This window comes from Chryseobacterium viscerum (assembly GCF_002899945.2).
Lineage (GTDB): Bacteria > Bacteroidota > Bacteroidia > Flavobacteriales > Weeksellaceae > Chryseobacterium > Chryseobacterium viscerum.
This window is the reverse complement of sequence record NZ_PPEG02000040.1, coordinates 1-476: the sequence shown is the minus strand read 5'-3', so window position 1 is coordinate 476 and position 476 is coordinate 1. Positions and strand designations below refer to the sequence as shown.

At 32.1% G+C, this 476-nt stretch carries 1 pseudogene; it reads left to right on the top strand.

Annotated features, from left to right (window positions below):
- Positions 1-476: pseudogene (locus C1634_RS26215) on the top strand (hypothetical protein); the annotation flags it as partial.

Below are 476 nucleotides of genomic sequence, written 5' to 3'. Positions count from 1 at the left end.
ACATAATAGCGAACAGAATAAATGAGAAAGGTGTAGCAGTAAAAGACAATTTCATAAGCTTAAAAAGCCAAACAATAAGCGAAAATATGGCTAAGGAAAGAGGTTTATTAACCTCAAAAGACGTTAAAAAGATAAATGATATCACCCGTCAGCCAATCAAAAATGAGATAAAACAAGCGCATCAATTTGCGATTAGTAACTCTAAAACTTTTGATAATTATAAAGATTTAATGTTTTCAAAAGGCATCATAATCAAACCAACAATCAACAAAAATAACCAACTTCAAGGCTTTAGAATGGTTCACCAGCAAAGCGGTTTAGATTTTAAAGCTTCTCAAATCGGGAAAAATTTTGGGGTAAAAAATCTAGTAGAAAATCAAATTAAAATGCCAAATCTTTCTCCACCTCTTCAACAATTTGCCATTAACGTTGCAAAGTTTTTGGTTCGTTCAATTTCACAAGGAGCCGGAATAGGT